At 71.8% G+C, this 24,299-nt stretch carries 25 protein-coding genes; 9 read left to right on the top strand and 16 right to left on the bottom strand.

The features are described 5' to 3' along the window. A complete protein-coding gene (gene hisI / locus AC07F3_RS27765; RefSeq protein ID WP_114035761.1) occupies positions 1-351 on the bottom strand; it encodes a phosphoribosyl-AMP cyclohydrolase in 351 nt (116 codons plus the stop codon). An 83-nt stretch (positions 352-434) separates the two neighbouring features. Between hisI and AC07F3_RS27760 the strand changes: the two genes are divergently transcribed. Next, positions 435-1,067, top strand: coding sequence for a TIGR03085 family metal-binding protein (locus AC07F3_RS27760; RefSeq protein ID WP_479117153.1), 633 nt, complete (start codon positions 435-437; stop codon positions 1,065-1,067). Between the two features lie 10 nt (positions 1,068-1,077). On the opposite strand, the gene AC07F3_RS27755 is transcribed toward AC07F3_RS27760, so the two are convergent. The 10 genes from AC07F3_RS27755 to hisD form a co-directional block, all read right to left on the bottom strand. Beyond that, the gene (locus tag AC07F3_RS27755) at positions 1,078-2,313 is read right to left on the bottom strand and encodes an MFS transporter (RefSeq protein WP_479117152.1); all 1,236 of its coding nucleotides are present in this window, start codon (positions 2,311-2,313) and stop codon (positions 1,078-1,080) included. Positions 2,314-2,323: 10 nt separating this feature from the next. Beyond that, on the bottom strand, positions 2,324-2,911 hold the full coding sequence (locus tag AC07F3_RS27750) for an ArsR/SmtB family transcription factor (RefSeq protein WP_479117151.1): 588 nt from the start codon (positions 2,909-2,911) through the stop codon (positions 2,324-2,326). A gap of 123 nt (positions 2,912-3,034) precedes the next feature. Continuing rightward, the gene (hisF, locus tag AC07F3_RS27745) at positions 3,035-3,790 is read right to left on the bottom strand and encodes an imidazole glycerol phosphate synthase subunit HisF (RefSeq protein WP_388975579.1); all 756 of its coding nucleotides are present in this window, start codon (positions 3,788-3,790) and stop codon (positions 3,035-3,037) included. Next, on the bottom strand, positions 3,787-4,188 hold the full coding sequence (locus AC07F3_RS27740) for a RidA family protein (protein WP_479117150.1): 402 nt from the start codon (positions 4,186-4,188) through the stop codon (positions 3,787-3,789). The genes hisF and AC07F3_RS27740 overlap by 4 nt, the downstream gene beginning before the upstream one ends. Next, positions 4,185-4,913 (bottom strand): bifunctional 1-(5-phosphoribosyl)-5-((5-phosphoribosylamino)methylideneamino)imidazole-4-carboxamide isomerase/phosphoribosylanthranilate isomerase PriA, encoded by a 729-nt coding sequence (gene priA, locus AC07F3_RS27735; protein ID WP_479117149.1) that lies wholly within the window; start codon positions 4,911-4,913, stop codon positions 4,185-4,187. Before priA ends, AC07F3_RS27740 begins: the two co-directional genes overlap by 4 nt. After that, entirely contained in the window at positions 4,913-5,557 is a 645-nt protein-coding gene (gene hisH, locus AC07F3_RS27730) for an imidazole glycerol phosphate synthase subunit HisH (RefSeq protein ID WP_479117148.1), read from the bottom strand. Before hisH ends, priA begins: the two co-directional genes overlap by 1 nt. Next, the gene (locus AC07F3_RS27725; protein ID WP_189389242.1) at positions 5,554-5,718 is read right to left on the bottom strand and encodes a hypothetical protein; all 165 of its coding nucleotides are present in this window, start codon (positions 5,716-5,718) and stop codon (positions 5,554-5,556) included. Before AC07F3_RS27725 ends, hisH begins: the two co-directional genes overlap by 4 nt. A gap of 2 nt (positions 5,719-5,720) precedes the next feature. Further along, positions 5,721-6,314, bottom strand: a complete 594-nt coding sequence (hisB, locus tag AC07F3_RS27720; RefSeq protein WP_114035753.1) for an imidazoleglycerol-phosphate dehydratase HisB — start codon at positions 6,312-6,314, stop codon at positions 5,721-5,723. Beyond that, complete coding sequence (locus AC07F3_RS27715; RefSeq protein WP_479117147.1) at positions 6,311-7,423, bottom strand: histidinol-phosphate transaminase; 1,113 nt, start codon at positions 7,421-7,423, stop codon at positions 6,311-6,313. Before AC07F3_RS27715 ends, hisB begins: the two co-directional genes overlap by 4 nt. Then, on the bottom strand, positions 7,420-8,778 hold the full coding sequence (hisD, locus tag AC07F3_RS27710) for a histidinol dehydrogenase (protein WP_479117146.1): 1,359 nt from the start codon (positions 8,776-8,778) through the stop codon (positions 7,420-7,422). Before hisD ends, AC07F3_RS27715 begins: the two co-directional genes overlap by 4 nt. 135 nt (positions 8,779-8,913) lie before the next feature. On the opposite strand from hisD, the gene AC07F3_RS27705 reads away from it, so the two are divergent. The 4 genes from AC07F3_RS27705 to ybaK all read left to right on the top strand — a co-directional run bounded on the left by AC07F3_RS27705 (position 8,914) and on the right by ybaK (position 13,038). Beyond that, positions 8,914-10,518, top strand: a complete 1,605-nt coding sequence (locus AC07F3_RS27705; RefSeq protein WP_479117145.1) for an oxidoreductase — start codon at positions 8,914-8,916, stop codon at positions 10,516-10,518. A 185-nt stretch (positions 10,519-10,703) separates the two neighbouring features. Continuing rightward, the gene (locus AC07F3_RS27700) at positions 10,704-11,741 is read left to right on the top strand and encodes a hypothetical protein (RefSeq protein ID WP_479117144.1); all 1,038 of its coding nucleotides are present in this window, start codon (positions 10,704-10,706) and stop codon (positions 11,739-11,741) included. A 5-nt stretch (positions 11,742-11,746) separates the two neighbouring features. Continuing rightward, positions 11,747-12,526, top strand: coding sequence for an LON peptidase substrate-binding domain-containing protein (locus AC07F3_RS27695; RefSeq protein ID WP_479117143.1), 780 nt, complete (start codon positions 11,747-11,749; stop codon positions 12,524-12,526). A 17-nt stretch (positions 12,527-12,543) separates the two neighbouring features. Continuing rightward, entirely contained in the window at positions 12,544-13,038 is a 495-nt protein-coding gene (ybaK, locus tag AC07F3_RS27690) for a Cys-tRNA(Pro) deacylase (RefSeq protein ID WP_479117142.1), read from the top strand. Positions 13,039-13,174: 136 nt separating this feature from the next. On the opposite strand, the gene AC07F3_RS27685 is transcribed toward ybaK, so the two are convergent. The 4 genes from AC07F3_RS27685 to AC07F3_RS27670 all read right to left on the bottom strand — a co-directional run bounded on the left by AC07F3_RS27685 (position 13,175) and on the right by AC07F3_RS27670 (position 17,033). Then, positions 13,175-13,828, bottom strand: a complete 654-nt coding sequence (locus tag AC07F3_RS27685) for an ABC transporter permease (protein ID WP_479117141.1) — start codon at positions 13,826-13,828, stop codon at positions 13,175-13,177. A 34-nt stretch (positions 13,829-13,862) separates the two neighbouring features. Next, on the bottom strand, positions 13,863-14,672 hold the full coding sequence (locus tag AC07F3_RS27680; RefSeq protein WP_479117373.1) for an ABC transporter permease: 810 nt from the start codon (positions 14,670-14,672) through the stop codon (positions 13,863-13,865). A 32-nt stretch (positions 14,673-14,704) separates the two neighbouring features. Further along, a complete protein-coding gene (locus AC07F3_RS27675) occupies positions 14,705-15,712 on the bottom strand; it encodes an ABC transporter ATP-binding protein (protein ID WP_479117140.1) in 1,008 nt (335 codons plus the stop codon). A gap of 73 nt (positions 15,713-15,785) precedes the next feature. Further along, on the bottom strand, positions 15,786-17,033 hold the full coding sequence (locus tag AC07F3_RS27670; protein ID WP_479117139.1) for an NYN domain-containing protein: 1,248 nt from the start codon (positions 17,031-17,033) through the stop codon (positions 15,786-15,788). A gap of 263 nt (positions 17,034-17,296) precedes the next feature. Here AC07F3_RS27670 and AC07F3_RS27665 point away from each other — a divergent pair, with 263 nt between their 5' ends. Further along, positions 17,297-17,476: a hypothetical protein gene (locus AC07F3_RS27665; RefSeq protein ID WP_114035742.1), complete on the top strand. Its 180-nt coding sequence runs from the start codon at positions 17,297-17,299 to the stop codon at positions 17,474-17,476. A gap of 86 nt (positions 17,477-17,562) precedes the next feature. Here the strand turns inward: AC07F3_RS27665 and dnaE are convergent, their stop codons facing one another. Beyond that, positions 17,563-21,108: a DNA polymerase III subunit alpha gene (gene dnaE / locus AC07F3_RS27660; RefSeq protein ID WP_479117138.1), complete on the bottom strand. Its 3,546-nt coding sequence runs from the start codon at positions 21,106-21,108 to the stop codon at positions 17,563-17,565. Positions 21,109-21,328: 220 nt separating this feature from the next. On the opposite strand from dnaE, the gene AC07F3_RS27655 reads away from it, so the two are divergent. From AC07F3_RS27655 to AC07F3_RS27645, 3 genes are all read left to right on the top strand, one after another. Next, the gene (locus tag AC07F3_RS27655) at positions 21,329-22,657 is read left to right on the top strand and encodes a DUF2252 domain-containing protein (RefSeq protein WP_479117137.1); all 1,329 of its coding nucleotides are present in this window, start codon (positions 21,329-21,331) and stop codon (positions 22,655-22,657) included. A gap of 92 nt (positions 22,658-22,749) precedes the next feature. Beyond that, the gene (locus AC07F3_RS27650; RefSeq protein WP_479117136.1) at positions 22,750-23,424 is read left to right on the top strand and encodes a hypothetical protein; all 675 of its coding nucleotides are present in this window, start codon (positions 22,750-22,752) and stop codon (positions 23,422-23,424) included. A gap of 64 nt (positions 23,425-23,488) precedes the next feature. Next, on the top strand, positions 23,489-24,298 hold the full coding sequence (locus AC07F3_RS27645) for a DsbA family protein (protein ID WP_479117135.1): 810 nt from the start codon (positions 23,489-23,491) through the stop codon (positions 24,296-24,298). Position 24,299 lies beyond the last annotated feature (1 nt).

Below are 24,299 nucleotides of genomic sequence, written 5' to 3'. Positions count from 1 at the left end.
CTACTTCCCGAGGTCGAGTACGTCGGCGTCGAAGCAGGTGCGCTCGCCGGTGTGGCAGGCGGCGCCGACCTGGTCGACCTTGACCAGGACCGTGTCCGCGTCACAGTCCAGGGCGACCGACTTCACGTGCTGCACGTGCCCGGAGGTGTCCCCCTTGACCCAGTACTCCTGACGGCTGCGCGACCAGTACGTGCAGCGTCCGGTGGTCAGGGTGCGGTGCAGGGCCTCGTCGTCCATCCACCCGAGCATGAGCACCTCGCCGGTGTCGTACTGCTGGGCGATGGCCGGGACCAGACCATCCGCGCCGCGCTTGAGGCGGGCGGCGATGGCGGGGTCGAGATTGCTGGTCATGCCCCCATTCTGCCGTGACCGCGAGGACTCCCGGGCGGTGCGTCCACTGTCCGGACGACCCGGGCGGCCGTACGCTGGCGGACATGTCGACCCATGCCAAGCGTGAACGGCTTCTGCTCGCCGACCTGTTGGAGGCGGCGGGCCCCGAGGCACCGACCCTCTGCGAGGGCTGGACGGCCCGCGAACTCGCGGCCCATGTCGTGGTGCGCGAGCGGCGCCTCGACGCGGCGGGCGGGATCGTGATCCCGGCCCTGAAGAACCGCCTCGACCGGGTCCAGGCGGAATTCGCCGCGAAGCCGTACGAGGAACTGATCCAGCTGATCCGCACCGGCCCGCCGAAGTACTCCCCGTACAACCTCAAGCAGGTCGACGAGGGCGCCAACGCGGTGGAGTTCTACGTGCACGCCGAGGACGTCCGCCGGGCCCAGCCGGACTGGACGCCGCGCGAGCTCGATCCGGTGTTCGCGGACGCCCTGTGGTCCCGGCTGGAGAAGGCGGCCCGGATGATGGGCCGCAAGTCCCCGGTGGGCATCGTGCTGCGCCGCCCGGACGGCCAGACGGCGGTGGCCCACAAGGGCACCCCGGTCGTGACGGTCACCGGCGAACCGGGCGAGCTCACCCTGTTCGCGTACGGCCGCCAGGACGCGGCCCAGGTCGACATCGAGGGCGACAAGGACGCGTCGGCGCGGGCGCTGGAGGCGAAGCTCGGGATCTAGCGGCCGTCCGCTAGGGAAGTTCGGCGCGGCGGAGGTGGCCGGACAGCAGTCCGGCGACCGCCCCCGCCGCGCACACCCCCGCGCTGCCCAGGAACACCGGCGTGGTGCCCCAGGCGCCGATGGCGGCGCCCGCGAGCGGATAGCCGAGCGGCGCGACGCCCATCGTGAACAGCGAGGCGACCGCGGTGACCCGGCCGAGGTAGGCGGGCTCCGTCGCGACCTGGATCAGCGCCCCGCACAGGGCCCCGCTCAGCCCGGCGAGCAGCCCGATGAAGACCCCGGCGACGGCGGCCGGGGCCACCGAGGGCGCGTACGCGAGCCCCGCGATGGCCGTCGCGCCGCCGAGCAGCGACACCGGCAGGACGAGCCCGGCGCGGGGGATCCGGCCGCGTACCGACAGGAGCAGGGAGGCGGCTCCCGCGCCCGCCCCGAACGCCGCGACGATCCATCCCATGCCGGCCGCGCCCCAGCCGCGCTCGCGCGCGAGCAGGGTGAGCCCGATGTTGAGCGGGGCGGCGAAACCCAGCTCGCCGACGGCTATGACCAGCATCAGCGGGGCGAGCAGCGCGTGGCGGCGGATGTGGCGGAGCCCGTCGGTGAGCTCCCGCAGCGGGGGCTCCTTCGCCGTCCCGTCGTCTGCGGGGAGCCGGGCGATGCGGACGCGCACCAGCAGGACGGTCGAGACGGCGAACAGCGCGCCCGCCACGGCGAAGGTGGCCGCGGTCCCCCCGAGCGCCACGGCGAGCCCGCCGAGCGGCGCCCCGGTGATGTTGGCGATCCGCGCGGCGAGGCCCTTGAGCCCCTGCACCCGGGCGAGTTCGCCGGGGCCGGTGATCCTGGGCGGCAGCGCGCCGATCGCGGGCAGCAGCACCGCGTCCACGGCCCCGAAGACCAGCGCCAGCACGATCAGGAGCCACAGTGCGGGCCCCGTCAGGAGCAGGGTCGCGGCAATGCCCAGGATGATCAGGCTGCGGGCGGCGTCGCTGCCGATGACGACCCGGCGCGGCCCGAACCGGTCGGCGACCACTCCCCCGCCGAGCATCAGGAGCGCCCGCGGCACGGCTCCGACCGCGAGCACGAGCCCGGCCTGCCCGGGGCTCCCGGACCGGGCCGCGGCCCAGGCCAGCGCCATGTAGTACACGCTGTCGCCGACGAGCGAGAAGGTGTACGCGGCGAGCCACCGCAGCACGTTGCCGTCCCGGTGGGCGGGGCGGGCGGGGGCGGCGGGTATGAGCGTGGTGGACACGGCGGGCCTCTCAGACGCGGAAGGGGAAGCCACTGAGGTGGACCGCCACGTGTTCGCGGCCCTCGGTGTCACCGGCCGCCTCGGCGGCCTCGCCGCGCTCCTTGAAACGGCCGAGAACGGCGCCCAACTCCTGCTCCAGCTCCTTGAGTTCGGCCGCCGTGAGCGAGGCCATGTACTCGCCGCTGAAAGCGGCCTCGTTCCACGCGGCGCTCCAGGCGGACTGGGTGTCCAGGTAGGTGCGGTGCAGTTCGGCGCGCTGGTCCAGGAGGAGCCGGGTCACCGCGTTGTGCACGGCCACCCGCTCGGGCGCGTCCTGGAAGTCCGCCCGGCCGTAGGTGATCCCGTCCGACGCGGGCCGCCACCACCGCTCGCGCCCGTCCTTGCCCTGCGCCTCGGCCTCCTCGATGAGGCCGTGGTCGGCGAGCTTGCGCAGGTGGTAGCTGACGAGCGAGACCGCCTCGTCGACCTGGTCGGCCAGCTGGGACGCGGTGGCCGTACGGGCGATGTAGAGCGCGCGGTAGAGCTTCATGCGCAGGGGGTGCCCGAACGCCTTGAGCGTGTCGACGTCGGTGATCCGGCGGTTGCCCTGGGGTGCCATGGCACCGAGCGTAGATGGGAAAGAAAAATTGCGCAATAAAAGTTGCGCAACTTCCGCTGCGCATCCGGCACGGAGAAGGGGCCCGTACGCGCGACGCGTGCCGGGCCCCTGACGGAGCGGGGTTCAGCGGACCGGGTGGCCCGCCGCCCTCAACGTGTCCTTGACCTCCGCGATGCGCAGGTCACCGAAGTGGAAGACCGAGGCGGCCAGGACCGCGTCCGCGCCCGCCTCGATCGCCGGCGGGAAGTGGTCGAGACGGCCCGCGCCGCCCGAGGCGATCACCGGGACGGTGACGTGGCGGCGGACCGCCGCGATCATCTCCGTGTCGTAGCCGTCCTTCGTGCCGTCCGCGTCCATCGAGTTGAGCAGGATCTCCCCCGCCCCCAACTCGGCCGCCCGGTGCGCCCATTCGACCGCGTCGATGCCCGTGCCCGTGCGGCCGCCGTGGGTGGTGACCTCGAAGGAGCCGGACTCGGTGCGGCGCGCGTCGACCGAGAGGACGAGCACCTGGCGGCCGAAGCGCTCCGCGATCTCGCGGATCAGGTCGGGGCGGGCGATGGCGGCCGTGTTCACGCCCACCTTGTCCGCGCCCGCCCGCAGCAGCTTGTCGACGTCGTCCGCGCTGCGCACGCCGCCGCCCACGGTCAGCGGGATGAAGACCTGCTCGGCGGTGCGGCGCACCACGTCGTAGGTGGTCTCCCGGTTGCCCGAGGACGCCGTGATGTCGAGGAACGTCAGCTCGTCCGCGCCCTCGGCGTCGTACAGCTTGGCCATCTCGACCGGGTCGCCCGCGTCGCGCAGGTTCTGGAAGTTGACGCCCTTGACGACCCGGCCGTTGTCCACGTCCAGGCAGGGGATCACTCGTACCGCAAGCGTCATGATGCCGAAGTCCTCCGGTACGCCTCGACCTCGACCTCGACGACCAGGCTCGGGTCGACGAAGCCGGACACGATCAGCATCGAGGCCGCCGGGCGCACGTCGTCGAACAGCTCCTTGTGGGCGCGGCCCACCTCGTCCACGTCCCGGGCGTGGGTGATGTACATACGGGTGCGGACCACGTCCTCACGGCCCAGGCCCAGGGACTCCAGCGCCTTGACGGCGACGCCGAACGCGGCGACCGCCTGCTCGTACGGGCCGCCCTCGTCGATGCGGCCGCCCGCCACGGACGTGCAACCGGCCACCAGGACGAGGCCGTTGGGGAGCTCCACGGCGCGGGAGTAGCCGAAGCGCTCCTCCCAGGGGGCGTCGGAGGAGATCTTGCGGATCTCGTCGCTCATGCCGAGACCGCCTTGAGTGCCTCTTCCAGCGTGAAGGCCTTCGCGTAGAGGGCCTTGCCGACGATCGCACCCTCGACGCCGACCGGGACCAGTTCGGAGATGGCCCGCAGGTCGTCGAGCGAGGAGACGCCGCCCGAGGCGACGACCGGCTTGTCCGTCGCGGCGCAGACGTTCTTCAGGAGCTCCAGGTTCGGGCCCTGGAGCGTGCCGTCCTTGGCGATGTCGGTGACGACGTAGCGCGCGCAGCCCTCGGCGTCCAGGCGCGCCAGGGTCTCGTAGAGGTCGCCGCCGTCGCGGGTCCAGCCGCGGCCGCGCAGCGTGGTGCCGCGCACGTCGAGGCCGACCGCGATCCGGTCGCCGAACTCGGCGATGACCTTGGCGACCCACTCGGGGGTCTCCAGGGCGGCGGTGCCGAGATTGACGCGGGTGCAGCCGGTGGCGAGCGCGGCGGCCAGCGAGGCGTCGTCGCGGATGCCGCCGGACAGCTCCACCTTGATGTCCATGGCGCCCGCGACCTCGGCGATCAGCACGCGGTTGTCGCCGGTGCCGAACGCGGCGTCGAGGTCGACCAGGTGCAGCCACTCGGCGCCGGAGCGCTGCCAGGCGAGGGCCGCCTCCAGGGGCGAGCCGTAGGAGGTCTCGGAGCCGGACTCGCCGTGCACCAGGCGCACGGCCTGGCCGTCGCGGACGTCGACGGCGGGGAGGAGTTCGAGCTTGGCAGCCATCACAGGGTTCCGATCCAGTTGGTCAGCAGCTGGGCTCCGGCGTCGCCGGACTTCTCGGGGTGGAACTGGGTGGCCCACAGCGCACCGTTCTCCACCGCGGCGACGAACGGCTCGCCGTGGGTGGCCCAAGTGACCCTGGGCGCACGGATCTTGGGGTTGGTGACTTCCAGGCTCCAGTCGCGCACGGCGTAGGAGTGCACGAAGTAGAAGCGGGCCTCGGCGTCCAGGCCCGCGAACAGCTCGCTGTCCTCGGGGGCCTTCACCGTGTTCCAGCCCATGTGGGGCACGATCGGCGCGTTCAGCGGCTCGACCACGCCGGGCCACTCGTCGAGGCCCTCGCTCTCCACGCCGTGCTCGATGCCGCGCTCGAAGAGGATCTGCATGCCGACGCAGATGCCCATCACGGGGCGCCCGCCCGACAGGCGGCGGCCCACGATCCAGTCGCCGCGGGCCTCGCGCAGGCCCTTCATGCAGGCGGAGAAGGCGCCGACGCCGGGCACGAGCAGCCCGTCGGCGTTCATGGCCCGGTCGTAGTCGCGGGTGATCTCCACGTCGGCGCCGACGTGGGCCAGGGCCCGCTCGGCGGAGCGGACGTTGCCGAACCCGTAGTCGAAGACGACGACCTTCTTGGCGGATGCGCTCATGACCAGACGTCCAGTCGCAGGATGCCGGCGGCCAGGCACATGGCGGCGCCGATGGACAGGAGCACGATCAGGCTCTTCGGCATCCCCTGCTTGACGAAGGAGATGACTCCGCCGATCAGGAAGAGGCCGACCACGATCAGGATGGTGTTGAGACCGTTCATGCTTACAGGGCACCCTTGGTGGAAGGAAGGATTCCGGCAGCGCGCGGGTCCCGCTCGCTGGCGTAGCGCAGCGCGCGGGCGAGCGCCTTGAACTGGCACTCCACGATGTGGTGCGCGTTGCGCCCGTACGGTACGTGAATGTGCAGGGCGACCTGTGCCTGCGCGACGAAGGACTCGAAGATGTGCCGGGTCATCGTCGTGTCGTACTCGCCGATCATCGGCGCCATGTTCTCGGGCTCGGTGTGCACGAGGTAGGGGCGGCCCGACAGGTCGACGGTCACCTGGGCGAGCGACTCGTCGAGCGGGACGGTGCAGTTGCCGAAGCGGTAGATGCCGACCTTGTCGCCGAGCGCCTGCTTGAAGGCGGCGCCGAGCGCGAGCGCGGTGTCCTCGATGGTGTGGTGGCTGTCGATGTGCAGATCGCCGTCGGTCTTGACCGTGAGGTCGAACAGGCCGTGCCGGCCGAGCTGGTCGAGCATGTGGTCGTAGAAGCCGACCCCGGTCGACACGTCGACCTTTCCGCTGCCGTCGAGGTCGATCTCGACGAGGACGGACGTCTCCTTGGTGGTGCGTTCCACTCTGCCAACGCGGCTCATGCGCTCTGCTCCTTGTTGAGTTGACGGACCGCGTCGAGGAACGCGTCGTTCTCGGCCGGAGTGCCGGCGGTGACCCGCAGCCACCCCGGTACCCCGTTGTCCCGGACCAGGACGCCCCGGTCGAGGATCCGCTGCCAGGCGGCGTGACTGTCGTCGAAGCGGCCGAACTGGACGAAGTTGGCGTCCGATTCGGTCACCTCGAAGCCGATCGCGCGCAGCTCCGCGACCAGCCGGTCCCGCTCCCGCTTGAGCTGCTCGACGTAGCCGAGCAGGGTGTCGGTGTGCTCCAGGGCGGCCAGCGCGGTCGCCTGGGTGACGGCGGACAGGTGGTACGGCAGGCGCACGAGCTGCACCGCGTCCACCACCGCGGGGTGGGCCGCGAGGTAGCCCAGGCGCAGCCCGGCCGCGCCGAAGGCCTTCGACATGGTCCGCGAGACGACCAGGTTCGGGCGCCCCTCGATCAGCGGGAGCAGCGAGTCGCGGTGGCTGAACTCCACGTACGCCTCGTCCACGATCACGATCGACGGCTTGGCCGCCTGGGCCGCCTCGTACAGCGCGAGGACCGTCTCGGCGGCGACCGCGGTGCCCGTGGGGTTGTTGGGCGAGGTGATGAAGACGACGTCCGGCGCGTGCTCGGCGATGGCCCGCTCGGCCGCCGCGAGGTCGATGGTGAAGTCCTCGTTGCGCGGGCCCGAGATCCAGCCGGTGCCGGTGCCGCGGGCGATCAGCGCGTGCATCGAGTACGAGGGCTCGAAGCCGATCGCCGTGCGGCCGGGGCCGCCGAAGGTCTGGAGCAGTTGCTGGATGACCTCGTTGGAGCCGTTGGCGGCCCACACGTTCTCGACCGCGACCGGGTGCTTGCCGGTGCGGGTGAGGTACCCGGCCAGCTCGGTGCGCAGCTCCACCGCGTCGCGGTCGGGGTAGCGGTTGAGGTTCCTGGCCGCCTCGCGGACCCGCTCGGCGATCCGCTCGACGAGCGGCTCGGGCAGCGGGTAGGGGTTCTCGTTGGTGTTCAGCTGGACGGGGGTGTCCAACTGGGGCGCGCCGTAAGGGGACTTGCCGCGCAGCTCGTCCCGGACGGGGAGGTCGTCGATGCCGATGTTCGTCACTGCTGCGGCACCTTCCATCCGCTGTGCCCGTTGGGTTCGGCTCCGCCAAAACGCGCCTTCAGGGCGGCCCCGTGCGCGGGCAGGTCCTCGGCCTCGGCGAGCGTCACCACGTGGTGGGCGACCTCGGCGAGCGCGTCGCGCGTGTAGTCGACGATGTGGATGCCGCGCAGGAAGGACTGGACGGACAGGCCCGAGGAGTGGCAGGCGCAGCCGCCGGTCGGCAGCACGTGGTTGGAGCCGGCGCAGTAGTCGCCGAGCGAGACCGGGGCCCAGGGGCCGACGAAGATCGCGCCCGCGTTGCGGACCCGGTCGGCGACGGCCGCGGCGTCGGCGGTCTGGATCTCCAGGTGCTCGGCGCCGTACGCGTCGACGACCTTGAGCCCGTCGTCGAGCGAGTCGACCAGGACGATCGCGGACTGGCGCCCGGCCAGCGCCGGCTTGATCCGGTCCTCGACGTGCTTGGTGGCGGCGACCTGCGGCTCCAGCTCCTTCTCGACCCCTTCGGCGAGCGCCGGGGAGTCGGTGACCAGGACGGCCGCGGCGAGCGGGTCGTGCTCGGCCTGGCTGATCAGGTCGGCGGCCACGTGCACCGGGTCGGCGGTGTCGTCGGCGAGGACGGCGATCTCGGTCGGGCCCGCCTCGGTGTCGATGCCGATGCGGCCGGTGAAGTAGCGCTTGGCGGCGGCCACCCAGATGTTGCCGGGGCCGGTCACCATGTTCGCGGGCGCACATCCGTCGGGGCCCGAGGTGCCGTAGGCGAACATCGCGACGGCCTGGGCGCCGCCGACCGCGTACACCTCGTCGATGCCGAGCAGCGCGCAGGCCGCCAGGATCGTGGGGTGCGGCAGCCCGCCGAACTCCTTCTGCGGGGGCGACGCGAGCGCGATGGAGCCGACGCCCGCCTCCTGCGCCGGGACCACGTTCATGATCACGGACGAGGGGTAGACCGAGCGGCCGCCGGGCGCGTACAGCCCGACGCGCTCGACCGGCACCCACTTCTCGGTGACGGAGCCGCCGGGCACGACCTGGGTGGTGTGGGCGTCGCGGCGCTGGCTGCGGTGGACGATCCTGGCCCGTCGGACGGACTCCTCCAGAGCGGCCCTGACCTGCGGGTCGAGCCGCGCCAGCGCGTCCTTGAGCGCCTCGGCGGGCACCCGCACCCGCTCCAGCTTCACGCCGTCGAACCTCTCCGCGTACTCGATGAGCGCCGCCGTGCCGCGATGATGCACGTCCTCGCAGATGGGCCGCACCTTCTCCAGGGCGGCTTCCACGTCGAACTCGGCACGGGGCAGCAGGTCGCGCAGGGCGCCACCCTCGGGAAGGGTGTTGCCGCGCAGATCGATTCGGGAGATCACGTATCCAATTCTCTCAGACGGCTCCGGAGCACTGGACGCCTGTATCAGTGGCTGATACGCAACCCGGGCGTCACCCGCTGTCACTCGTGGCCACTAGCGTTCCTCCTGTCAGGGTGGACGGCGAGGGGGACGGCATTGACCGAAGCGCCCGATCTCGGGGAGGCACCGGACTGGCTCAGTCCGGCGGAGCTGGGCATGTGGCAGGCCTTCCGCAACGGCAGTACCTACGATCTGCGCACCCGCAATCCGGTACGCGACGATCCGTTCGCCGCGCGCCCCTGGGGGCCCGAGCGCAGTGTCCGGGCGCGCGTGGTGGCGCTGCTTCTGCTCAGCGGGCCGCCCGCGCTGCCCGGCCGGGTCGCGGCGTTGAAGCTCACCGGGGTGCAGATCACCGGCACGCTCAACCTGTCCGGCGGCACCGTCACGCCGTACGTCGAGCTGAACAACTGCCGGTTCGAGAACGAACTCCTGCTGCCCGAGGCCCACTTCACCACGGTACGCATGGTGAGCTGCGCGATTCCGCGCGTCGAGGCGGCCCGGCTGACCACCGAGGGCGATCTGCACCTGCCGCGCTGCCGGGTCGCGGGCGGCATCCGGCTGACCGACGCGCACATCGGCACCGATCTGCTCCTGAGCCAGGCCGTCGTGCACGGCGACCGCAACGGCCGCTCCATCGCGGCCGACGGGCTCTCGGTCGCGCAGGACCTCCAGGCCGATCTGATCGAGTCGTACGGGGAGCTGAGCCTGCGCGCCGCGAAGGTCGGCGTGACGCTGAGCCTGCGCGGCAGCAGGCTGATCAACCCGGACGGCCAGCGGGCGCTGAACGCACCGCAGCTGATCGTCGAACGCACCCTGTACCTGACGTCGGCGGCCGTCTACCCGAGCGGCATCCAGTCGGGCACCACCCCGCCGTACGGGACGAACTACACCAACACGCCCGTGCGGGGCACCCTGATCCAGCCGTTCGAATGCCGGGGCGGTCTCCGCCTGGACGACGGGCGGTTCGGGGACGCGGTGGACCTCGCGCAGTCCCGGATCGTCATGAACGACTCCCAGGAGCTGTCGCTGCGCCGGATCCAGACGCCGGAGCTGCGCTTCACCGGGCAGCGTTCGGAGCGCGGCAAGGTGGTGCTCTCCGGGGCCCGGGTCGGCAACCTGGTCGACATGGCGGACAGCTGGCCGGGTCCTGGCCACCTCACGATGAACGGCTTCGCCTACGAGACCCTCATTCCGATCGGCACCTTCACCCTGGCCGAGCGGCTGGACTGGGTGACGGCGGCGACCCCCGAGTACGCGCCCGAGCCCTATGAGCGGCTCGCAGCCGTGCTGCGGGCCAGCGGCGAGGACGCGGACGCGCGCGAGGTGCTGCTCGCCAAGCAGCGCAGGCGCCGCGAGACGCTGCCGCTGGCGGCGAAGGCGTGGGGCGTGTTGCAGGACCTCACGGTGGCGTACGGCTACCGGCCGGGCCGGGCCGCGCTGTGGATGGCGGTCCTGTGGGCGGCGGGCACCCTCGCCTTCTCGCACTACGACCCCCGGCCGATCAAGGCCGACGAGCACCCCGAGTGGAATGCCGCGCTCTACGCGCTCGACCTGCTCATCCCGGTGGTCAACCTGGGCCAGGACGGCTACTGGAAACTGACCGGCGCCTGGCAGTGGGCGGCGGCCCTGCTGATCATGCTGGGCTGGATCCTCGCGACCACCGTGGCGGCGGGCGCCTCGCGGCTGCTGCGGAGGGGGTGAACCCGTGCGGTACCGGGGGCGGTCCGCAGGGTTTTCGCGGCCTCCGCGCGAGGTCTTCACGGGCTCCGCGCGAGGCCGTCACTGGCCGAATTTGCCGGGCCTTGACCTCGCGCCGTACAACCCTCACCACCGATACAGAAGCTTCACAGCGGCCCCCCTGGCGCCGCCCCCACCTGCGGATTTCAATGGTCCACACCATGACTTTCGTATCCGCGCTGATCCGCACCGCACGGCGGGCCAGGCACACGCCCCTTCTCGCCACGGGTCTGCCCGATGGCCGGGAAGTGCTGCTGGATGCCCCCGACGCCCGGCTGGCTCCCGCGCTGGTCTCGGCCGCGCTCGGCGAGTACGAGGCGGCGGCGAAACTCCTCGCCACCACCCGCGAGCTGGCCGAGTGGGAGAACCGCGACCGCTACACGGTGCGGCTCGCGGCCTTCGCGGTCTGCAGACCGGACTGGCTCGCCAACTGGCTGGCGCACGCGCCCCGCGACCCGGACGCGCTGCTGGTCAAGGCGGAGCTCGCGATCGTCCGGGCCTGGGGCTCGCCGGCCCGGGCCGAGCGGCTGCGCGAGGTGGCGCCGCTGATCCACTCGGCGGCCGAGGGCGACCCGTCGGACCCGGTGCCGTGGCGGATCGCGCTCGACCACGCCCGGGGCACCCATGCGTCCCACACCGTCTTCGAGGAACTGTGGGGCGAGGCCATACGCCGTTCCTCGCACCACTACGGCTGCCATGTGGCGGCGCTCCAGTACCTCTCCGCCCAGTGGTACGGCTCGCACCGCGAGTGCTTCGACTTCGCCGAGCGGGCCGCCGAGGACTCCCTGCCGGGCTCCCTGATCCGCGCGCTCCCGGCCCGCGCGGCCTTCGCCTACCTGGTGGGCGGAGGCGGCCACACCATCCCGTACGAGCGGATCGACGCGGCGGCCGACCTCGGCATCGAGCTGTCCGCCGCCTACGAGCCGGGCGACCCCTGGCCGGCCGAGGTCCGCAACCTGCTCGCCTACGTCCTGGTGGTCCGCCGGCGCTGGCCGGAGGCACTGGAGGAATTCCGGCGTATCGGGCCGTGTGCCACGTCTTTTCCGTGGCTGCATCTCGCCGCCGACCCGCTGGGGCAGTTCCTCGAACTGCGCGAGTTCGTACGAACCGAGGTCGCCGCGGGCATGCCGTGGGGGCGGGACCGCCAGAAGGCCGGACGCGCCCGGTCCGGCGGCCATTACGCTTGAGCGTTGTGACCACCGCACGCCTCCCACTCTTCCCGCTCAACTCGGTCCTGTTCCCCGGCCTCGTCCTGCCGCTGAACATCTTCGAGGAGCGTTCTCGCGCCATGATGCGCGATCTGCTGAAGACCGGCACCGACGCCTCCGGCCCCACCGGAACCGGCGGCGAGGCCGGTGACGAGCCGCGCCGTTTCGCCGTCGTGGCGATCCGGGACGGCCGGGAGGTCGCCCCGACCGCCCCCGGGCTGCCCGACCAGACCGCGCAGCCCGAGAAGGGCCCGGCGGCCGGCTTCGGCCCGGACCCGGTCCAGGCCTTCCACCGGGTCGGCTGCATCGCGGACGCGGCCACCATCCGGGAACGCCCGGACGGCAGCTTCGAGGTGCTGGCCACCGGCACCACCCGGATCCGCATCCTGTCGGTCGACGCGAGCGGGCCGTATCTGACGGCCGAGTACGAGGAGATCCCCGAGGAGCCCGGGGAGGAGGCGGGCGCGCTCGCCGAGGGTGTGCTGCGGGCCTTCCGCTCGTACCAGAAGCGGCTCGCGGGGGCCAGGGAGCGCTCCCTGGCCGGCACCGCCGACCTCCCGGACGAGCCGTCGGTGGTCTCCTACCTGGTCGCCGCGGCCGCCGTCCTGGACGTCCCGGCCAAGCAGCGCCTGCTCCAGGCGCCCGACACGGCGACCCGGCTGCGCGAGGAGCTCCAGCTGCTGCGCGCCGAGACCGCGGTCATCCGCCATCTGCCCTCGCTCCCCGCGGTGGACCTGACGCGCGCCCCGACCAGCCCCAACTGACCGAGCGGAGAGCCGAGTTGGCCAAGAAGAAGCAGCAGAACGGGGGCACCCCGGCCACGGTGGCCCTGACCGCGGCGGGCACCGCGTTCACCGTGCACGCCTACGAGCACGACCCGGCCTCGGCCTCGTACGGGGAGGAGGCGGCCGAGGCCCTCGGGGTGAGCCCGGACCGCGTGTTCAAGACGCTGGTCGCCGACGTCGACGGCGAGCTGACGGTGGCCGTGGTGCCGGTGGCCGGCTCGCTCGACCTCAAGGCGCTGGCCTCGGCCGTCGGCGGCAAGCGCGCGGCAATGGCCGACCCGGCCGCGGCGGAGCGCACCACCGGCTATGTGCGCGGCGGCATCTCCCCGCTGGGCCAGCGCAAGAAGCTGCGCACGGTCCTGGACGACTCGGCGTCCGCGCACGCCACGATCTGCGTCTCGGCGGGGCGCCGCGGCCTGGAGGTCGAGCTGTCCCCCGCCGACCTGGCGGCCCTCACCGGGGCCCTGCTCGCCCCCATCGGGCGCGTTTAGGGTCTCGACGTACCTCTCGTCCTCGACTAGAACCCGAGGGCGGGAGGTACGCCCATGTCGAAGCGGACCCGCAAGCGGAAGTGGCGCGTCAGGAAGGGCCGGGCCAACCACGGGAGGCACCCGGCCTGATCGTCGGTCAGCGGTCGGCCGAGTCCGGCTCTCCCGGTCCCGGGTCCAGCGGCGGCATGTGCCACACCGGATCCGGGTCGCGGGGGCCGAACAGCGCCGTGAGGCCCAGGTGGACGGCCATGGCGGCGATCGGCCAGGCCAGCAGCGCGCCCTTCGCGTCGAGCTTCAAAGGCGCGTCGAAGGTGACGCCCTTGCCGGCCGCCTTCGCCGCGGCCACCACGTCCTGGTTCGGGCCGAGCCAGATGCCCAGCCGCCAGGCCAGGACCGAGCCGAGCAGCGCGCCGACCGCGAGGCCGACGACCAGGGCGATGCCGCCCTGCTTGCGGAAGAGGAAGACCGCGGCGGCGCTGACCACGCCGAGTCCGAGCGCGATCAAGATGAACGTTCCGTCACCACCGATCGCCTCCTCCCCCTCGGTGTCCTTGAGGAAGACGGCCTTGTCGTCGGCGACGAGCGGCACCCTCGGCGCCAGCCACAGCCACAGCAGTCCGAGCGCCACCCCGGCCAGGGTCACCACGAGGGCGACGAGCACCGCGTCCCGCAGGTCCTTCTTCATGGCGGGCGCCTCCTCGACGGGCCCGGGGTGGGAGCCCCCGGAGTGCGTCTGCAGCGGGTCGTCGCCCGGGGGCTGCTGATGGGGCGGTGTCAGAGGTGCGGTCACCCTGACATCGTGCCAGGCGTGTCTGTGCGCTGCCTCACCGGATCGCCGCCCGACGGTAGGCCCACGCCGCCACGGCCAGCGAGACGACGCCGACGGCCGCGCACACCCCCAGATCGAGCCCCACGACGCCCCAGTCGGGGTGCGCGTCGAAGGCCCGCGCGAAGGCCTCCACGCCGTAGGTGGAGGGCAGCAGATCACGTGCGTACGCGATGGGGCCGGGCAGCCGGCCGGCCGGGAGCACGCCGAGCAGCAGCGCCGCCGACATCCCCAACTGACCGAAGAGCGTGGCGAGTTCCTGGCGCGGGGCGAGCAGCCCGAGCGCCGCGCCGAGCCCGGAGAGCGCGGCTCCGGCGAGCGGGACGACCGCCGCGAGGATCCACAGGTGCGCCATCGGGAGCCCGAACAGGACGCAGCCGAACAGCGCGGTGACGGCGGTGCCGGGCACGGTGAAGGAGGCGTACGCGGCGGCCGTGCCGAGCACCACCGAGGCGGGCGGCACGGGCAGCGTCGCGTAGTGGTCGAGTCCGCCGCCCGCTCGCAGCTGGCCGAAGTACTGGGCGAGCAGGTTGAGCGCGACGAAGGCGACGACGAGCACGCTGGATCCGGCGACCACGGCCCGCGCCTCGCTCCCCCCGTCCACCACGCCCCGCATCAGGATCATGATGCCGACGGACTGGAAGGTCGCGACGAAGAGCAGCGGGATGCGGGCCACCCGGGCCCGCGAGAGCTGGGCGCGGTAGACGGCGGCGAGCGCGGGCAGCAGCCGGGCGCGGGGGGCGAGGGGCGCGGCGTGGGCGGGCTCGGGCCGTTCGGCGGTCCCGCTCGCCGGGGCGCGGCCGCCCACGGCCTCCACGCTGCTCTCCAGAGGAATGGCGCTCACGCCTTCACCAGCCCTTCCGTGCGGCCGCCGAGGGCGAGGTAGACGTCTTCGAGGCTCGGCGTGGCCAGGGTGAAGTCGTCGAGGGCGGCGAAGGCGGGGCCGCCGGTGACGGTGGCGACGGCGGCGCGGGCCCGCTCGGGGCTGAGCCGCAGGGTCCAGCGCCGTCCCGACTCCTGGGCCGCGGCGCGCAGCGCGGCGACCTCGGGGACCTCGACGGGGGCGCGGTCGCGCCAGACGAGCTCGACCCGCACCTCGTCGGCGACCCGGGCCTTGAGCCCCGCCGGGGTGTCGCAGGCGATGACCCGGCCGCGTTCGATCACGGCGACCCGGTCGAGCACGGTCTCGGCCTCGATGACGTTGTGGGTGACGAGGAGCACGGTCGCGCCGCGCTCGGCCCGGCGCCGGTCGACGGCGGCCCACACGGCCCGGCGGGCCACCGGGTCCATGCCGGTGGTGGGCTCGTCCAGGACCAGGACGGGGCGCTCGCCGACGAGGGTGGCGGCGAAGCAGGCCAGGCGCCGCTGGCCGCCGGAGAGCTTCTTGAGGGGCCGCCCGGCGATCTCGTCGAGGCCCAGCTCGGCGAGGACGGCGTCGCGTTCGGCGCGGGCGCCGCGCAGGGTGAGTCCGCGCAGCCGGCCGGTGGTCTCGGCGGCCAGCGCCACGGTCAGCTCGTCGAGCGCGGTGGACTCCTGGCCGAGGTAAGCGATGAGGCGGGCGGCACGCTCGGGGTGGCGCACCAGGTCGTGCCCGAGCACGTCGACGGAGCCGGAGTCGGGCCGCATGAGCCCGGTCAGCTGGCGCACGAGGGTGGACTTGCCGGCGCCGTTGGGGCCGAGCAGCCCGAAGATCTCGCCGCGGTTCACGTCGAGGCTGATGTTGTCGGTGGCCCGGACCTCGGGCGTACCGGGCGCACCGCGCCTGCCCCGCGTCGCGGGGTACGTCTTGACCAGGCCCCGCACCGTGCAAACGGTGCCGGCCCGCGCCGCTGCTGTGCCGGTACTCACGGGGAACGAGCCTAAGGGGTCGAAGGACCCTTCCGACCCCGGGGGCGGTGCCGGGCCGCCCCCGGCGGGGGTGCTACTCCCCGGCCGGCTGGCGCTCGGCGGCCGCCCGGACGTCGATCTCGCGCCAGAAGCCGGCCCGGATCGCGTACCGGTCGTGCTCGTCGATCTGGTCGTCCTTGTGCGCGAGGAGCCCGAACCGGGCGGCGTAGCGCAGGAGTTCACCGTCGATGCGGTGCGGGATGCGCGGGTACATGGTGGACAGCTTCTGTACGTGCGAGGGCTCGGGGAGGCGTTCCATCCAGCGCCGCGCGAAGACCTGGCCCACTTCGTAGGGGTCGCCGCCGACGGTGGTGATGTCCTCCTCGCGGTCGGCCCAGCGCTGCTCGGCGCTGGTGAGCTGGGCCAGCGTCGGCAGGGAGGCCGTCTCGGGGGACTCGCCGAGCGCCGAGCCGGGCCGCTCCACCCAGCCCTTGTCGGAGGACCAGCGCAGGGTCGCCGAGGCGGGCGGGGGCGTGGCGGGGGCGGTGCCGGGCCCGCGCAGGGAGGCGAGGTCCTTCGGTGTCGGTACGCCCTTGACGCCGCTCGGGGCGGGCACCGAAGCGCCGTTCTCGCTGCGGGCCTCGGCCGGCGCCGTGCCGTTGCGCACGGCCGCCGCCTGGGCCTCGGCGGCCCGCTCGGCGGAGGCCGCGAGGGCCGACTCGGGCAGTGGCGCGGAGAGGATGGCGGCGATCTCGGGGCGGGGCGCGGGGGCCGGGGCGCAGATCCCGGTGAGGTCCCTGGCCCGGACGGCCTGGGTGATCCAGGCGCGGTCGAGCACCCGGCGCTCGTCGGCCTCGGCGACCAGGTCCTCGGACTGGTTGTAGTCGCCGTCGGCGGCCTGCACGGCCCACAGGTGCACGGCGACGCCGTGCTCCTTGGCGGACATCAGGCCGGGCAGCAGATCGCCGTCGCCGGTCACCAGGACCACGTCCGAGCAGGCGCGGTTGCGGGCCAGTTCGGTCAGCTCGGCGTGCATCGCGGCGTCCACGCCCTTCTGCGCCCAGCGGCCGTCGCTGCGGGTCAGCGCGCCGAGCCGGACCGTCACCCTGGGCATCACGCGCAGCCGGCGGTGCTCGGGCTGCGGCACGCGGTCGGGGGCGCCGTCGAACCAGTAGATGCGCAGCAGCGGCTGCTGGGTGTCCGCCTCGGCGCGCTCGCGGAGCCCCTGGATCAGGGCGGCGTGGTCGACGGTGATGCGGGAACGGGCCGGTTCTCCGGCGAGCAGACTCGCGGCGGCACCGAGCAGGTAGCCGGCATCCACCAGGACGACGCAGCGGTCCATGCGTTCCACCCTCTTTCGGGAACGGAAAAGCCGAAGAAAAAGAAATCAGAAGCGGGGTGCGGGAGATCACCGAATGAACTTCGGGGTTCCTTCGAGTCTGCCCGACCGCGCAAGGGTTGAGCACCGGAACTCGATCATCGGCGTGGCGGATTGGGGCGTCACGGCGCCGTCACGCACGGTAATGATCCGAAATGCGGCCTTTGTTCTTCTGTGTGAGTCTGACAGCGGCCCTGGCCCCGAGTTCCCCCACAGGAGGCAGCACCATGGCCAAGAACAAGAACCGCAAGTCGGGCGGTCAGCAGGACCGCTCCAGCGCCGCCGAGCGCGGCCAGGAGCAGGCGAAGTCCTCTGCCTACGAGTCCCAGGCGATGCCGCAGGCACAGGCCCAGGGCAGCCCGGCGGATGTTGCCCGTAAGCACCAGCGCCGCTTCGGTCACAACTAGCCGTCATCGCGCGAGGAAGGGGCGCACCCGGTGGGTGCACCCCTTCCTCGTGCCGGGGAATCCCGGCCAAAAACGTGCCTGCCCGCTCAGCCGGCCAGGCAGGACGGGCCGAGCAGCACCTTCAGGTCACCGAAAAGGGCCGGATCCGGCTGGACCCGGTGCCGGTCGAGCCGCAGCACGGTGGTCTTGCGCGGCCCCTGGAGCCTGATCCGCACCTCGGTGTTGCCCCTGTGGTGCCCCAGGATCTCGCCGAGTCTGGAGACCATCGGCGGGGTGACCTTCACGGTGGGGATCGTCAGGACGACCGGCGCGTTGGTGCCCGCCGACGACAGGTCGGGGACCATCAGCTCCATCGCGACCAGACGCGGGATGTCCTCCCGCTTGTCGAGGCGTCCCTTGACGAACACCACGGCGTCCTCGACGAGTTGGGTCGACACCAGCTGGTACGTCGCCGGGAAGAACATGCACTCGATGGAGCCCGCCAGGTCCTCGACCGTGGCGATCGCCCAGGCGTTGCCCTGCTTGGTCATCTTGCGCTGGAGGCCCGAGATGATGCCGCCGATGGTGACGATCGAACCGTCCGCGTAGTCCCCGCCGGTGAGCTGGCCGATGCCCGCGTCCGCCTTGTCGGACAGGACGTGCTCCAGGCCGAAGAGCGGGTGGTCGGAGACGTACAGGCCGAGCATCTCGCGCTCCTGGGCCAGCAGGTAGGACTTCTCCCACTCCACGTCGCCGAACTCGACGTCGAGGCCGAAGCCCGGCTCGCTGCTGTCCTCGTCCATGCCGCCGAAGAGGTCGAACTGCCCCTCGGCCTCCTTGCGCTTGACCTGCACCACGTTGTCGATCATGGGCTCGAACTGGGCGGTCAGGCCCTTGCGGGTGTGCCCCATGGTGTCGAAGGCGCCCGCCTTGATGAGCGACTCCGTGGTGCGCTTGTTGCAGGCGGCGGCCTCGACCTTGTCCAGGTAGTCGGGGAAGGAGGAGAACTTCCCCTTCGCCTTGCGCGAGCGGATGATCGAGTCCACCACGTTGGTGCCGACGTTGCGGACGGCCTCCAGGCCGAACAGGATCACGTCGTCACCCTGGGCGGCGAAGTTGTGCACCGACTCGTTGACGTTCGGCGGCAGCACCTTGATGCCCATGCGGCGGCACTCGTTGAGGTAGATGGCCGACTTGTCCTTGTCGTCCTTCACCGAGGTGAGCAGCGCCGCCATGTACTCGGCCGGGTAGTTCGCCTTCAGATAGGCGGTCCAGTAGGTGACCAGGCCGTACGCCGAGGAGTGCGCCTTGTTGAAGGCGTATCCGGCGAACGGGACCAGGACGTCCCACAGCGCCTGGATGGCGGCGTCCGAGTAGCCGTTCTTGCGGGCACCGGCCTGGAAGAGCACGAAGTTCTTGGCCAGTTCCTCGGGCTTCTTCTTGCCCATCACGCGGCGCAGGATGTCGGCCTCGCCGAGCGAGTACCCGGCGACGATCTGGGCGGCCTTCTGCACCTGCTCCTGGTACACGATGAGGCCGTAGGTGAGGCCGAGGGTCTCCTTGAGAGGCTCCTCCAGCTCCGGGTGGATCGGGGTGATCTCCTGGCGGCCGTTCTTGCGCTCGGCGTAGTTCGTGTGCGAGTTCATGCCCATCGGGCCCGGCCGGTACAGGGCCGAGACGGCGGAAATGTCCTCGAAGTTGTCGGGCTGCATCTGGCGCAGCAGCGAGCGCATGGGGCCGCCGTCGAACTGGAAGACGCCGAGGGTGTCGCCGCGGCAGAGCAGTTCGAAGGTCTTGGGGTCGTCCAGCGGGAGGGAGAGCATCTCCAGGTCGATGCCCTTGTTGGCCTTCACCATCTTGACGGCGTCGTCCATGATGGTCAGGTTGCGCAGGCCCAGGAAGTCCATCTTCAGCAGGCCGAGCGACTCGCACTGCGGGTAGTCCCACTGCGTGATGGTCACGCCGTCGGTGTGCCGCACCCAGATCGGCGCGTGGTCGACGATCGGCTCGCTGGACATGATCACGCCGGCCGCGTGCACACCCATCTGGCGGACCAGGCCCTCGACGCCCTTGGCGGTGTCGATGACCTTCTTCACGTCCGGCTCGTTCTCGTACATCCCCCGGATCTCGCCCGCCTCGCTGTAGCGCGGGTGCTTGGGGTCGGTGATGCCGGAGAGGTCGATGCCCTTGCCGAGGACGTCGGCGGGCATCGCCTTGGTGAGCCGGTCGCCCATCGCGTACGGGTAGCCGAGGACGCGCGCGGAGTCCTTGATGGCGTTCTTCGCCTTGATCTTTCCGTAGGTGCCGATCATGGCGACCTTGTCGGAGCCGTACTTCTCCGTCACGTACCGGATCACCTCGACGCGCCTGCGCTCGTCGAAGTCGATGTCGACATCGGGCATGGAGACGCGCTCGGGGTTGAGGAACCGCTCGAAGATCAGGCCGTGCGTGATCGGGTCGAGGTCGGTGATGCCCATGGCGTACGCGACGATCGAACCGGCCGCCGATCCTCGGCCGGGGCCGACCGCGATGCCGTTGTTCTTGGCCCACATGATGAAGTCGGCCACGACCAGGAAGTACCCCGGGAAGCCCATCTGGATGATGATGTCCATCTCGTACTCCGCCTGCTTCTGGCGGTCCTCGGGGACACCTCCCGGGTAGCGGCGCTCCATGCCCGCCCGGACCTCCTCCTGGAACCAGGTGACCTCGGTGTAGCCCTCGGGGATCTCGAACTTCGGCATGAGGTTCTTGGCCTCGAACATGCCGGTCGTGTCGATCTGTTCGGCCACCAGGAGGGTGTTGCGGCAGCCCTCCTGCCAGGCGTCCGAGGAGTCGATCGCGTACATCTCGTCGGTCGACTTGAGGTAGTAGCCCGTGCCGTCGAAGCGGAAGCGGTCCGGGTCCGAGAGGTTCTTGCCGGTCTGGATGCAGAGCAGGGCGTCGTGCGCGGTCGCCTCGTGCGCGTACGTGTAGTGCGAGTCGTTGGTGACCAGCGGCGGGATGCCGAGCTTCTTGCCGATCTCCAGGAGCCCGTCGCGGACCCGGCGCTCGATCTCGATGCCGTGGTCCATCAGCTCCAGGAAGTACTTGCCCTCGCCGAAGATGTCCTTGTAGTCGGAGGCCGCCTGCACCGCCTCGTCGAACTGACCGAGCCGCAGCCGGGTCTGGACCTCGCCGGAGGGGCAGCCGGTGGAGGCGATGAGCCCCTCCGACCACTGCGAGATCGTCTCCTTGTCCATCCGGGGCCACTTCTGCAGCCAGCCCTCCGCGTACGCGTCCGAGGAGAGGCGGAAGAGGTTGTGCAGGCCCGTCTTGTTGTGCGCCCAGATCGTCTTGTGCGTGTAACCACCCGAACCGGACACGTCGTCCCGCTTCTGGTGCGGCTGGCCCCACTGGATCTTGCGCTTGTTGCGCCGCGACTCGGGGGCCACGTACGCCTCGATGCCGATGATCGGCGTGACGCCCGCCTTCTTCGCCGAATGGAAGAAGTCGTAGGCACCGTGGAGGTTGCCGTGGTCGGACATGGCGATGTGCGTCATGCCCATCTCGTTGCAGGCTTCGAACATGTCCTTGAGCCGCGCGGCACCGTCCAGCAGCGAGTACTGGGTGTGGACGTGAAGGTGCGTGAACGGTGTCTTGGACGTGCCAGTCACGGTTGGAGCCTCCAACGGCAGGGGGGTTCGCGGAGCGAGGGGACAGCCTCGGAGTCTACGTCGCCCCACTGACAGCCGAGGGGGAACCGCGGCGCGGAGCACCTCCACGAGGGGCGCCGACCGGGCGGCCGACGGGCACTCCGGGGTACGGTCGCGCGTTGGAAGGGGCACACCCCGTCCGAACGTGACGCAGGCAGTACGCACCAGGAGGCACCCAGCGATGTCGGTCCCGCAGCTCAGCGCTGAGACGCGCGGCGAAGAGATACTCGCCGTTTTCGAGACCGCGTTCGGCGAGCTCCTGGCCGCCGACCCGGCCGCGTTCCGGGTCAAGTTCCGCAAGATGGCGGCCTCGGCCTTCGCCTTCTACCGGGGCACGGCCTGCCTGTTCTACTCCGACCTGGAGAAGGAGCGGCACGGCGGCCCCTACCTGGACGAGCGCACCGGCCGGGTCTGGATCCACGGCGACCTGCACGCCGAGAACTTCGGCACCTACATGGACGCCAACGGCCGCCTGATCTTCAACGTCAACGACTTCGACGAGGCGTACGTGGGCCCCTTCACCTGGGACCTGAAGCGGCTCGCCGCCTCGCTGGCGCTGATCGGCTACACCAAGGCGTTCAGCGACGAGCAGATCACCTCCCTGGTGCGCACGTACGCGGCCGCCTACCGCGAGCGCATCCACGCCCTGTCGTCCGGCGCCAAGGAGGACGAGGTGCCGCCCTTCACCCTGGACACGGCCGAGGGCCCGCTGCTCGGCGCCCTGCGCGACGCCCGCGCCCGCACCCGGTTCGCGCTGCTCGACTCGATGACCGAGATCCGGGAGTACGAGCGCCGGTTCACCGAGGGCGACGGATCGATCGAGCTGGACGCGGCGACGCGCTACAAGGTGCTCGCGGCCTTCGACGGCTACCTGGAGACGCTGCCCGAGGAGAGCCTGGTGCGCCCGGACTCCTACCGCGTGAAGGACGTCGTGGGGCGCCGCGGCATCGGGATCGGCTCGGCCGGCCTGCCCTCGTACAACATCCTGCTCGAAGGGCACAGCGACGCCCTGGAGAACGATGTGGTGATCTACATCAAGCAGGCGCAGACCCCGGCGGTCTCCCGGCACATCACGGACCCGGCGGTGCGCGGCTACTTCGAGCACGAGGGGCACCGCACGGTCATCTCGCAGCGCGCGCTCCAGGCCGCCGCCGACCCGTGGCTGGGCTGGACCGAGCTGGACGGCGCCGGCCAGCTGGTCGCCGAGGTCTCGCCGTACGCGGTGGACCTGGACTGGTCGGACATCGACGACCCCGACGAGATCGCGGCGGTCGTCGCCGACCTCGGCAGGGCCACGGCCACGATGCACGCGGCGGCGGACGACGAGAGCGGTCACTCGGAGCTCGTGCCGTTCTCCACCGAGCGCGCCATCGACGCGGCCATCGCCGCCGACGAGGACGGCTTCGCGGACCTGCTCGTGGACTTCGCGCACTCCTACGGGGCGCGGGCGCGGGCCGACCACCAGATCTTCGTCGACCTCTTCCGCAACGGCCGGATACCGGGTCTCTAGGGGGCGGTCCCCGGCCATGATCGGCCCGGGGCCCGCAGTCTCACCGAACTCTTAGGCACGACCTACGGCCGGACATGGCACACTCACCCGCGATGGACATATCAGGGACGCAGCTCAGAGCGGCACGCGCGGCGCTTTTCACGGCGCTCGTCGTGACGCTCTCGACCGCGTCCCACGTGCTGCTCTCCCAGGTCCCGCTGCCGCTCTCGCTGGTGGCCGCCGCGGCCGGAGCGGTGTTCGCCATCGCGTACGCGCTGGCCGGCCGCGAGCGCGGCTACTGGGCGATCGCGGGGGCCGTGGTCCCGCTGGAGCTGGCCGCCGACACCCTGTTCACCACCGGCCAGCACGTCTGTTACGGCCCGGCCGGCGGCCCCGTGGCGGGCGCCCTGCGCGCGGTCGGCTTCGACGTGCTGTGCGGCGGCGGCACGCTGGGCGCGGTGCACGCTCCGGCGAACGCGGCCGCCCTGCTGACCCACCCGGGCCCGGCCGTGCCCTGGCTGCTGCTCGCGGCCCACCTGACCGTCGGCCTGCTCGCCGCCCTGTGGCTGCGCCGCGGCGAGGCGGCGCTGGCCCGGCTGCTGCGGGCGGTCGCCGCCTTCGCCTTCCGGCCGCTGCTCGTGGCGGCCGCCGTGGTGCGCGCCGCCCGTGGCACACCGCGCCCGCTCGCACCCGCGGTGCGCCACGGGTCCGTTCCCTCGCGCACCCGGCTCCTGGTGCACTCCGTGGCACGCAGGGGGCCGCCGAGCCGGTCGCTCGTCCTCGTCTGAGGCCGAGCCCCGAGCCCAGCGGTTCCCCGTCACTTTCCTCACCTGCCATCCGGAGAAAAAGATCATGAGTTCCCGCAACAGCCAGGCCAACAAGGCTGCCGCCCGCGAGCGGCTGCGAGCGGAGCGCGAGCGCGAGGCCAAGAAGGCCAAGACGCGTCGGCAGATCATCGTGGCCGTGTCCGTCGTCGGCGTCCTCGCCGTCGCGGGCGGTGCCAGCTACGCGATCATGCAGGCCATGAAGCCCAGCGCGTGGGACGCCGCCAAGGACAAGGCCCTGGTGAAGCCCGCCAACTCGGGCAGCGACGGCACCACCGTCGTCATCGGCAAGCCCGACGCGAAGAAGACCCTCGAAATGTACGAGGACCCGCGCTGCCCGATCTGCTCGCAGTTCGAGCAGGCCGTCGGCCCGACGATCAAGAAGGACGTCGACGCGGGCAAGTACAAGATCCAGTTCATCGGCGCCACGTTCATCGACAAGGGCAGCCCGGGCACCGGCTCCAAGACCGCGCTGAGCGCGCTCGGCGCGGCGCTGAACGTCAGCCCCGAGGCGTTCCTGGAGTACAAGTCGGCGCTCTACTCGGCGAAGTACCACCCCGAGGAGACCACCGACAAGTTCAAGAGCCGCGACTACCTGATCGAGATCGCGGACACCGTCCCGGCGCTCAAGGGGAACGCGGCCTTCGCCAAGGCGGTCAAGGACGGCACCTACGACAAGTGGGCGCTGACCATGTCGGACAAGTTCGACAGCAGCGGCGTCCAGGGCACGCCGACGCTGAAGATGGACGGCAAGAAGATCACCGCGGAGGGCTCGGACAACGCGCCCTCCGACCCGGCCTCCTTCACGGCCGCGATCGACAAGGCGCTCAAGGGCTGAT

It is taken from the genome of Streptomyces sp. NPDC045846 (assembly GCF_056431605.1).
This window is presented reverse-complemented; position numbering and strand designations above follow the sequence as displayed.

Bases quoted from the DNA above. Each gene is read 5' to 3' on its own strand.
- hisI (WP_114035761.1), bottom strand. From the start codon at position 351: ATGACCAGCAATCTCGACCCCGCCATCGCCGCCCGCCTCAAGCGCGGC.
- AC07F3_RS27760 (WP_479117153.1), top strand. From the start codon at position 435: ATGTCGACCCATGCCAAGCGTGAACGGCTTCTGCTCGCCGACCTGTTG.
- AC07F3_RS27750 (WP_479117151.1), bottom strand. From the start codon at position 2,911: ATGGCACCCCAGGGCAACCGCCGGATCACCGACGTCGACACGCTCAAG.
- hisF (WP_388975579.1), bottom strand. From the start codon at position 3,790: ATGACGCTTGCGGTACGAGTGATCCCCTGCCTGGACGTGGACAACGGC.
- AC07F3_RS27740 (WP_479117150.1), bottom strand. From the start codon at position 4,188: ATGAGCGACGAGATCCGCAAGATCTCCTCCGACGCCCCCTGGGAGGAG.
- priA (WP_479117149.1), bottom strand. From the start codon at position 4,913: ATGGCTGCCAAGCTCGAACTCCTCCCCGCCGTCGACGTCCGCGACGGC.
- hisH (WP_479117148.1), bottom strand. From the start codon at position 5,557: ATGAGCGCATCCGCCAAGAAGGTCGTCGTCTTCGACTACGGGTTCGGC.
- AC07F3_RS27725 (WP_189389242.1), bottom strand. From the start codon at position 5,718: ATGAACGGTCTCAACACCATCCTGATCGTGGTCGGCCTCTTCCTGATC.
- hisB (WP_114035753.1), bottom strand. From the start codon at position 6,314: ATGAGCCGCGTTGGCAGAGTGGAACGCACCACCAAGGAGACGTCCGTC.
- AC07F3_RS27700 (WP_479117144.1), top strand. From the start codon at position 10,704: ATGGTCCACACCATGACTTTCGTATCCGCGCTGATCCGCACCGCACGG.
- AC07F3_RS27670 (WP_479117139.1), bottom strand. From the start codon at position 17,033: ATGGACCGCTGCGTCGTCCTGGTGGATGCCGGCTACCTGCTCGGTGCC.
- AC07F3_RS27665 (WP_114035742.1), top strand. From the start codon at position 17,297: ATGGCCAAGAACAAGAACCGCAAGTCGGGCGGTCAGCAGGACCGCTCC.
- AC07F3_RS27655 (WP_479117137.1), top strand. From the start codon at position 21,329: ATGTCGGTCCCGCAGCTCAGCGCTGAGACGCGCGGCGAAGAGATACTC.
- AC07F3_RS27650 (WP_479117136.1), top strand. From the start codon at position 22,750: ATGGACATATCAGGGACGCAGCTCAGAGCGGCACGCGCGGCGCTTTTC.
- AC07F3_RS27645 (WP_479117135.1), top strand. From the start codon at position 23,489: ATGAGTTCCCGCAACAGCCAGGCCAACAAGGCTGCCGCCCGCGAGCGG.